General features: G+C 56.4%; 6 protein-coding genes and 2 pseudogenes. 3 read left to right on the top strand and 5 right to left on the bottom strand.

Translation table 11 applies throughout. The features are described 5' to 3' along the window. Window positions 1–188: 188 nt before the first annotated feature. A pseudogene (locus OKC27_RS22040) lies at window positions 189–317 on the top strand (ISL3 family transposase); the annotation flags it as partial. A 46-nt stretch (window positions 318–363) separates the two neighbouring features. Here the strand turns inward: OKC27_RS22040 and OKC27_RS22035 are convergent. Beyond that, window positions 364–630 (bottom strand): annotated as a pseudogene (locus OKC27_RS22035) (IS4 family transposase); the annotation flags it as partial. A gap of 51 nt (window positions 631–681) precedes the next feature. Here OKC27_RS22035 and OKC27_RS22030 point away from each other — a divergent pair. Together OKC27_RS22030 and OKC27_RS22025 are read left to right on the top strand one after the other, a co-directional pair. After that, on the top strand, window positions 682–1629 hold the full coding sequence (locus OKC27_RS22030; protein ID WP_244776903.1) for an ABC transporter substrate-binding protein: 948 nt from the start codon (window positions 682–684) through the stop codon (window positions 1627–1629). A 59-nt stretch (window positions 1630–1688) separates the two neighbouring features. Continuing rightward, window positions 1689–4535 carry an EAL domain-containing protein gene (locus tag OKC27_RS22025; RefSeq protein ID WP_270682465.1) on the top strand — a complete coding sequence of 949 codons (2847 nt, stop codon included), beginning with the start codon at window positions 1689–1691 and terminating at the stop codon, window positions 4533–4535. A gap of 68 nt (window positions 4536–4603) precedes the next feature. On the opposite strand, the gene OKC27_RS22020 is transcribed toward OKC27_RS22025, so the two are convergent. The 4 genes from OKC27_RS22020 to OKC27_RS22005 all read right to left on the bottom strand — a co-directional run bounded on the left by OKC27_RS22020 (window position 4604) and on the right by OKC27_RS22005 (window position 7639). Further along, window positions 4604–5041 carry a hypothetical protein gene (locus tag OKC27_RS22020; protein ID WP_244776905.1) on the bottom strand — a complete coding sequence of 146 codons (438 nt, stop codon included), beginning with the start codon at window positions 5039–5041 and terminating at the stop codon, window positions 4604–4606. 83 nt (window positions 5042–5124) lie between these two features. Next, window positions 5125–5829 carry a DUF2914 domain-containing protein gene (locus OKC27_RS22015; RefSeq protein WP_244776906.1) on the bottom strand — a complete coding sequence of 235 codons (705 nt, stop codon included), beginning with the start codon at window positions 5827–5829 and terminating at the stop codon, window positions 5125–5127. A 137-nt stretch (window positions 5830–5966) separates the two neighbouring features. After that, window positions 5967–7289 carry an ISL3-like element ISIde1 family transposase gene (locus OKC27_RS22010; RefSeq protein ID WP_244776907.1) on the bottom strand — a complete coding sequence of 441 codons (1323 nt, stop codon included), beginning with the start codon at window positions 7287–7289 and terminating at the stop codon, window positions 5967–5969. A gap of 17 nt (window positions 7290–7306) precedes the next feature. Next, complete coding sequence (locus OKC27_RS22005; protein WP_244776908.1) at window positions 7307–7639, bottom strand: hypothetical protein; 333 nt, start codon at window positions 7637–7639, stop codon at window positions 7307–7309. Window positions 7640–7719: the final 80 nt, after the last annotated feature.

Raw genomic sequence — 7719 nt, 5'->3', positions numbered from 1 at the left:
CGAGGCTGGGGGTCAAGGGCGGGCGAAGCCCGGCGAAGCGGACCCTTGACGCGCGGAATCGGGCGATACGCTGGTCCATGGCTGGATGCCGCGGGGTTGTGCATCCAGCCATGGAGACGAATGCGGTGATTGCCGGACCGAACACGCGGGTACGATGTGCGCCCCTGTGAAACATGAGAGACCACGACATGACCGCCAAACTGTTTGAAGCCGCCCTGGGTATTGCCTCCCCGTGGTACATCAATGGAGTGGCGTTTGACGCGGCGAAGAAGACGTTGTCGATTGCGGTCGACTTCGTCGCCGGTAGCCGCTTTTCACGAAGAAAAAATTAGTCTATATTTATACTCACACACAGCTGTCCGGTTAAAACGCGAACAGATTCAATTGGTTGTTGATGGTGATGTTGTCGGAACTGGAGTTGCTGCCCGGAAAGGCTTGCTGCAAGGGCATCTTCTCGAAAAGAGTGACTGACAATATCTGTAGCAAAGTGTAGAGCGAAGCGTCGAGATTGAGGCGCTTCTTGACGATGGCGACGAGGACATAGACCGATACCGCGATCCAGATTTGCGTCTTGACCGCATTCTCCGACGTACCGTAGAAACGCTTGATCCGAAGATGCTGCTTGATCCACGCTCAAAAGATAGCCTCAGAAATAATTCTGGACGGAAAAGGGAAAGCACCATGAAAAGATTCGTCGCGATTCTTGTTGCCTTGCTGGTGCTCTCCACACAATCGGCATTTTCCGAGGAGAGAACGCTTAATATCGTATTCATTCCTAAAGCCGGCGACCAGGATTTCTGGAAATTCATGCGCAAAGGAGTTGATCGTGCCGTTGCCGAAAGCGGAAATGTGCGGCTCACATGGCGCGGCCCGGCGTACAACGACGATACAGAATCGCAAATCGCCATTGTCGAGGCTTACACGGCTTCTGATGTTGACGCGATAGTAGTCGCACCGACAGATGGGGTCAGGCTAGTCCCCGCAGTCAAGAAAGCGGCAGAAAAGGGAATTCCGATCATTGTCGTGGATTCAGGAATTTCAGCTCGCATCTACCAAAATTTCATTGCCACGGACAATTATTCCGCCGGGAAACTCGCTGCAAAACATTTATCTGAATTACTGGGCGGTCGCGGCAACGTGGTCCTTTATCGCACGGTGAAGGGTAGCGCGTCGACAGACGAACGCGGCGAAGGATTTTTGGCTTACCTGAAAGAGGAGTCCTCGAAGCTCAAAGTGGTTGCCGACATCTACGGTGGCGGATCACGGGGAAGATCGCTCCGTTCAGCACTCAAACTTTTGAAAGAAACACTACACATTGACGGGATTTTCGCTGTCAATGAGTCATCCAGCGATGGAATGCTCAGGGCACTGCGCGAATCGGGTCTGGCCGGGAAAATTCGGCTGATCGGATTTGATTCGACTGATTATCTTTTGGACGGTCTGCGAAACAAAGCCATCGACGGCTTGATTGTGCAAAATCCCCGGCAAATGGGATACCTCGCCGTGAAAGCAGCCATCGCTGCGGCTCGCAAAGCACCCGTCAAGGATGTAAACATCCACACCGGCACGGAGATGGTAACGCTCGGGAATCTGTCGCGGCCAGAAATTCAGTCTTTGCTGAAGCCATGACATGCCTGCCTTCTTCCGGGCCAGACAGGCGGCGCAGTGTCATGCATGGAGACTGACACATGACGGGTAATCAGACACGCCAGAGTTTTCTGAACCAAAAAATTTCCATCGTCATGCATCTGCACAAACTGATGCGGCGAGAGAACCTGAGAACGGTCATCCTGCTTGCAACCTGTGCCGGCATGCTGCTCCCCGCTCTGGTTGGCGGCCTGATTCTTAACCACGTCGATCAGGGACGTGTCAATCAGGAACTGAACCGGAGCCTTCAGGACAAGATAGTACTTCTGGCCGACAGTCTGAAAAATCCCGTCTGGAACTACGATCTGAATGCCGCACAAGCCATAGTCAATTCGGCAATGCTCGACCCCCAGATCGCCCGGATTGCAATTTCCGTCACCAGCAACATCCAAAGTCGATTTCTAACCGTAGAAGATGCCAGTCGTCAAATCGGCAGGGTGAGAAATGCCCGGCACGACCTTGTGCTTAACAGCGAGAAAATTGGTTTTGTCGAGATTGATCAGTACGATGGTCCCGCCATGTCCAAATTCCGACGTGAGCAATACAACTACGCATTGATTCTCCTGGGTCAATGTATGCTGGCGTTTTTCCTGATCCTGGCGTCTGTGCACTACTGGATTCTGGCGCCGTTGAAAGTGCTCACGACATTCTCGGACCAACTCGCTAACGGCAATCTGGAATCATCATTGCAGATGGACCACATGGACGAAATCGGTCAGTTGGCACATCAGATGAACCAGATGCGGATCAACTTGAGTCACTCCTTCATCGAGCAAAGAACAATCCTCAGCAATATTCAGGTTGGGGTCATTTTTGTGTGCGATGACCTAATCCGGTTGGCCAACGCACGCGCCGAACAGATTTTTGGCTATGCGGATGGCGAAATGGTTGGCCTGCCACTTACGTCGCTCTTTTTGTCATCGACCCAGTATCAGGCAACCCGTGACGGACTCGTCGACGCCACACGTTCCAATCGTTCATATGAACAAGAATTACTGCTCAAGCGCCACGACAGTTCTCATTTTTGGGCTGAAATCCGCGGCTGTGTATTGGACCTGGAATGTCGCGCGGGAGGTGGCCTATGGGCAATTGAGGACATATCCAAGCGCAAAACGGCTGAGGAGCAGTTGAACACGCTGGCGTTCTATGATCCGCTCACCAACCTGGCCAACAGGCGCCTGCTCCTTGACAGGTTAAGTCAGGCCTTGAGTTCGGTTCATCGTAGCCAGAGTACCGGCGCCTTGCTATTTATCGACCTCGACAACTTCAAAATGATTAACGACACTTTGGGCCACGATATCGGTGATCAACTTCTGGTTCAAGCAGCCAATCGGCTCAGGAACTGCGTGCGCGAGAATGACACAATCGCCCGCCTGGGTGGCGACGAATTTGTCGCCCTCCTGGACGGCCTCGCACAGGACGGGCACGAAGCCGCCGACCACGCAAGAATTGTCGCCGAGAAAATCATCGGTGTGCTCAGTCACCCCTATCGTTGCAGCTCGCACGATTGCCATAGCAGCGCAAGTGTCGGAATCACTCTTTTTGATGCCAATGTCAAGAACGAGCTCAGCGTTGAAGATATCCTCAAGCACGCCGACCTTGCGCTTTACCAGGCCAAGAGTGCCGGGCGGAAAACTTTTCGCTTCTTTGACGGGGAAATGCAGGTGGCCGTAGTGCAACGTGTGGCGCTTGAGAAAGAATTGCGCCAAGCGCTCACCAGAGATGAATTCGTTCTTCATTATCAAATGCAGGTCGATTATCAGGGCCGACTCAGAGGAGCAGAGGCTTTAATCCGCTGGCATCATCCACAAAGAGGGCTTCTCTTCCCGGGTGATTTCATCGCGGTAGCGGAAGATTCCGGCCTCATTGTCGAAATCGGCTATTGGGTTATCGGATCGGCTTGTCGTCAACTTCGTCTTTGGGCAAATCGTCAGCAAACGGCGGCGACGACAATTTCTGTCAATGTCAGCGCCAAGCAATTGCTGGAAAAGAACTTCGTCGAAAAAATACTTGAATACGTAGGAAAAGAAGACATTGATGCCAGTCGTCTCAAACTGGAACTGACCGAAAGTCTTCTCATTGAAGACACGGAAGGCATTATCGCCAAAATGCTCTCTCTACGGGAAAAAGGAATCGGCTTCTCGCTTGACGATTTCGGAACCGGATATTCGTCCTTATCCTATTTGAAACGCCTCCCGTTGTGCGAACTAAAAATAGACAAACTGTTTATCAAGCAGCTTTTCGATGATGCCGATGATGTCGCGATTGCCAAAATGATCATTGCACTGGGCAGCAGTCTCGGGCTTGCGGTCATCGCAGAAGGCGTTGAGACGGAGGAACACCGCGACTTCCTAGCCAAACTGGGCTGCTATCAGTATCAAGGCTATTACTATGGTCGACCATTGCCTGTTGCAGAATTTGAAAGCACTATCGCGTCATGGAAAGAATTTATCTCCGGGAAGAATCCTGACAACGGCGTCCTGGATTCTGAAATCAGATTGGCATCGCTACGGATTGGAGAACCTTCCATTGACGACGAGCACGAAAGTCTGCTGAACCTTTTGCATAGACTCCAGGTTGCATCTCCTGTTGCTGATAAAAGCGAGGGTTTCAGCACTGTATTGAATGCAATTGGTCAACAGCTCAGTACGCATTTTGAGCATGAAGAAGAATTCTTCAAGAAATTTGGAATGCCCGATGTCGACGTAAGGAATCACATAAGATCACATCAGCAGATCATGAGGAAACACGCCTCCCTGCTCGCTGACTTCATGAAAGACTCCTCCGCCAATCACGAACATGTCTTATCAAAAGTGGAAGATTGGATCCTCGTGCATTGGGTTCAATATGACCTGAAGATGAAAGCATTTATCCTGAAGGACACATAAGGTCGGTCGGACGATCTGAAACAATAATCTGGAGAAGCCTGCTACCCGCTGAAGGCACAGAGAGAAAATCAGCGCAGTGCGGAAAGGCCGGTCAGCAAACGCTGCAAATCTTCGTCCGACTGAACCGAGAGAAGCATCAGTCCCGCGCGCAATAAATCGCGTTTCCTGACCTTGATGCCTCGTTCAGCCAGTTGCCTCTTGATTCTGACCAGTTGCTCGTACTCGCCGGCAGGGAACGTGCAGCGCACGTCGACCGGCGCAGACTTGTTCTTCAGGATCTTGTCGAGCGGACGCGCAAACGCCTTGGCCAGTTTCTTGCGCCTTTTGCCACCCGCCCCTGCCACCAGATGCGTGGATTCAGGCAAGGAAGCCGTCGTCGTCGCGGCTGGCTTCGCCTCCGGCGTGTTGCGGGTCGCCGCGGTTTTTCCGGCACGCCGTGCCGGCGCGGCGACAGCCGGCTGAGCCGGCACAGAAGGTGCACTTGCGGCGGTCTTTCTTACAACCATCGGAGTTTCCAACAAATGATCGGAGGAGGAGCGTAACGCAAAATCATGAAGAAAATGTTACACCCCGAAGACAAAACGAAACATCAGAACTCCCGTTCCAGCAAGGACTCCAGCTGCGGCGCCCCGCGGCGCACCTGCACTTGCAGTATGCCGATGGTCCGTCCGTCGCCGGTGGCGACGGTAAAACGCCATTCCCCCGGTTTTGGATCGAGCACCCACGAATACCCGCGAAAGCCGCGCTCCCGCCCACCGGTGCTGCGAAAGCGGTCGCGGTAAACCTGCCGCCATCCGCCGACTTCACGAAACTCCCAGCGATGCTCAAGTTCTGCGGCCACTCCCAACGGGGCAAATACGGCGGTCACGCCGTACAGACGCGCCCCCTCGGCAACCTGCACCGTGGCTGAATGATCGCGCCAGAACTGCCACCAGGGCGCCCGCTCCACCTGCAGGAGAAAGCGTCCACCGGTTTGTACGAAGTCGTGGCCGACGGCCATATCCCGCTTGACCAGCGGCACCGGCGCAATCATGCCGTGATGCCAGGCCGCCAGCAACGCACCGGCGATGCCCCAGGCCGGCCTGATCCGTCCCGGCCGACCCGGTGCCACCCCACGCAGCAGGCTGGCCAGCAGCGCGCCGGCCAGCGTCGACGCGTAGAACCACAGCGGGTCGAGACTGCCGGCCAGATGCGGCAACAAAAAATTGAACAACAGGATGGCGTTGAGCGCGAACAACGACCAGGTCAACGTAAACCGCCGGCCATAGCGATCGCCGGCGAATTCGTTGGCCACCAGCAACGCGCCGAGGATTGCCGCCGTCAGCCACGAACCGAGATGCCCGGAACTCTTGAAATAAAGGATGAAAAGCGCGGAGAAAATACCGCCGAAGAAGAACTGGCTCTATGCCGTTTCCAGTGGAAATTGACTTCTCAACAAACATGACGGTAGCGCCCGTAGTCGCGGGCGACGGCCGGCACCAGGGGGTTCTGCGGTAGATGCTTGAGCTTGGACATGCGCAGGTAGGCCATGGCGATAAAGTTCTCGATGTTGCGGAAGCCTCGGGCGGCGGTCTTCGTCTGTTGGAGCAGGCCGTTCATCGCTTCAACGTAGGCGTTGCTGCGTCCGTCGAGCATGCCGCGCACGACGCCGCCGAGGTGCTCCTTCAGGGTGAGGGCCAGCCGCTTGAAGGGCTCCAGGCGGCTGCGGCGCGCCCAGCTCAGCCATTTGCTCATGGCACCTTGCGCGATCTCCTCGCTGTTGCTCGCGGCTGCATCGCGATAGACCAGCCGCAGTGCCTGCTTCAGGCGCCACGCACGCGCGCTCTTCAGATTCGAGCGTTGCAGCCAGTGCATCGCCTCGAACTGGGCACGGGTCCAGCTCACCGGGTTCTTGCGCATCCCCCACAGCAGCTGACGCAGCGTCTTCTTGCTCTGTGCGCCGACCGCTTCGCGCACCGCTGCCGCCGAGCTACGCATCTCTTCGCGACGCACCTCGTCCATCGCCGCGTTGGCCAGCGCCACGACATGAAAGCGGTCGTAGCTGATCCGGGCATTGGGCAGCGACTGGTCGATTCCCTTGGCGTAGGCCGCGCTCATGTCGATACAGGCGTGCTCAATGGCCAGCGGATCGCCGCCGTGCGCACGCATGTCCTGGGCAAAGGCCTGCAACGTAGCGTGATCGCGCCCCGGGGTGGCAAACAGCAAGCGCTTGGCTTCAAGGTCATGCACGACGGTGATGTACTCGTGACCACGCTTGACGCTGGTCTCGTCGATCCCGACGTAGCGCACGCACGACATGTCGTCCTTGGCACGGGCCACCTCGACGTAATGGCGCACGCGGCGCCACAGGCGCTTCGGGGCAACCCGCAACTGGTTGGCCGCCTGGCGCACCGGCATCTCTCGGCACAGCGACAGACTCAGCGCCTCGAACAGCAGGGTAAAGCCGCTCCCCTCACGCGCCCACGGCACCGGCAGCTGCGTGGTCTTGCCGCAGCCGTTGCACTGAACGCGCGGGATCGCGGCATGCAGCCACGCTTCGAACTGAAAGAAATCCAGGTGACGCCAGCTGCGCCGCACCCGGTCGTGGATCAGCTGGTGCTCGGCCCCACACGCCGGACACGTAGCACGACCGCCGGTGTGCTCGACCTCGAAGTCGATCCGCCGCTTGGCTGTGTTGAGCTCGACCTTGGCGACGTACCAGGGCGGCTGCAGGCCAAGTGCGGTGGTGAAGAGAGCTTCGATCTGGGTGTTCATCGGGCGCGAGGTCGGCGTCAGTGTCGGGCGGTTGTACCACCGAGGGTCATGTTTGTTGAGAAGTCAATTTCCACTGGAAACGGCATAGAGCCGAAGAACTGCATGAGCAGGTAAGGCGCCTGCCAGGTCAAACGCGCGACGTGCCCACGCAGATCGGCAGCCGGCACGGGCGGCTCCTTGCGCCTCGTTCCGCGCCAGGCCAGCCACAGCGCGAACACCGCCGCGCCCAGGAGAAACCCGCCCAGACGCCAGAAATCCAACGGGGTGACGCGCTGGCCGAGCGTCAACGCGTCGGCGATGAAACCGCCGAAAAAAGCGGCCAAAGGGTAAAAACGGCGGAGAAATCTCACTTGAATCCCCGAAAATCATCGGCAGACGAATATTAACGCCGACCATGAACGCGAGACACATCATCAAGAGCGAACCCGGT

Origin of the sequence: Aeromonas sp. QDB62, assembly GCF_027705695.1 — a bacterium.
GTDB classification, from domain to species: domain Bacteria; phylum Pseudomonadota; class Gammaproteobacteria; order Enterobacterales; family Aeromonadaceae; genus Aeromonas; species Aeromonas allosaccharophila.
This window is presented reverse-complemented; position numbering and strand designations above follow the sequence as displayed.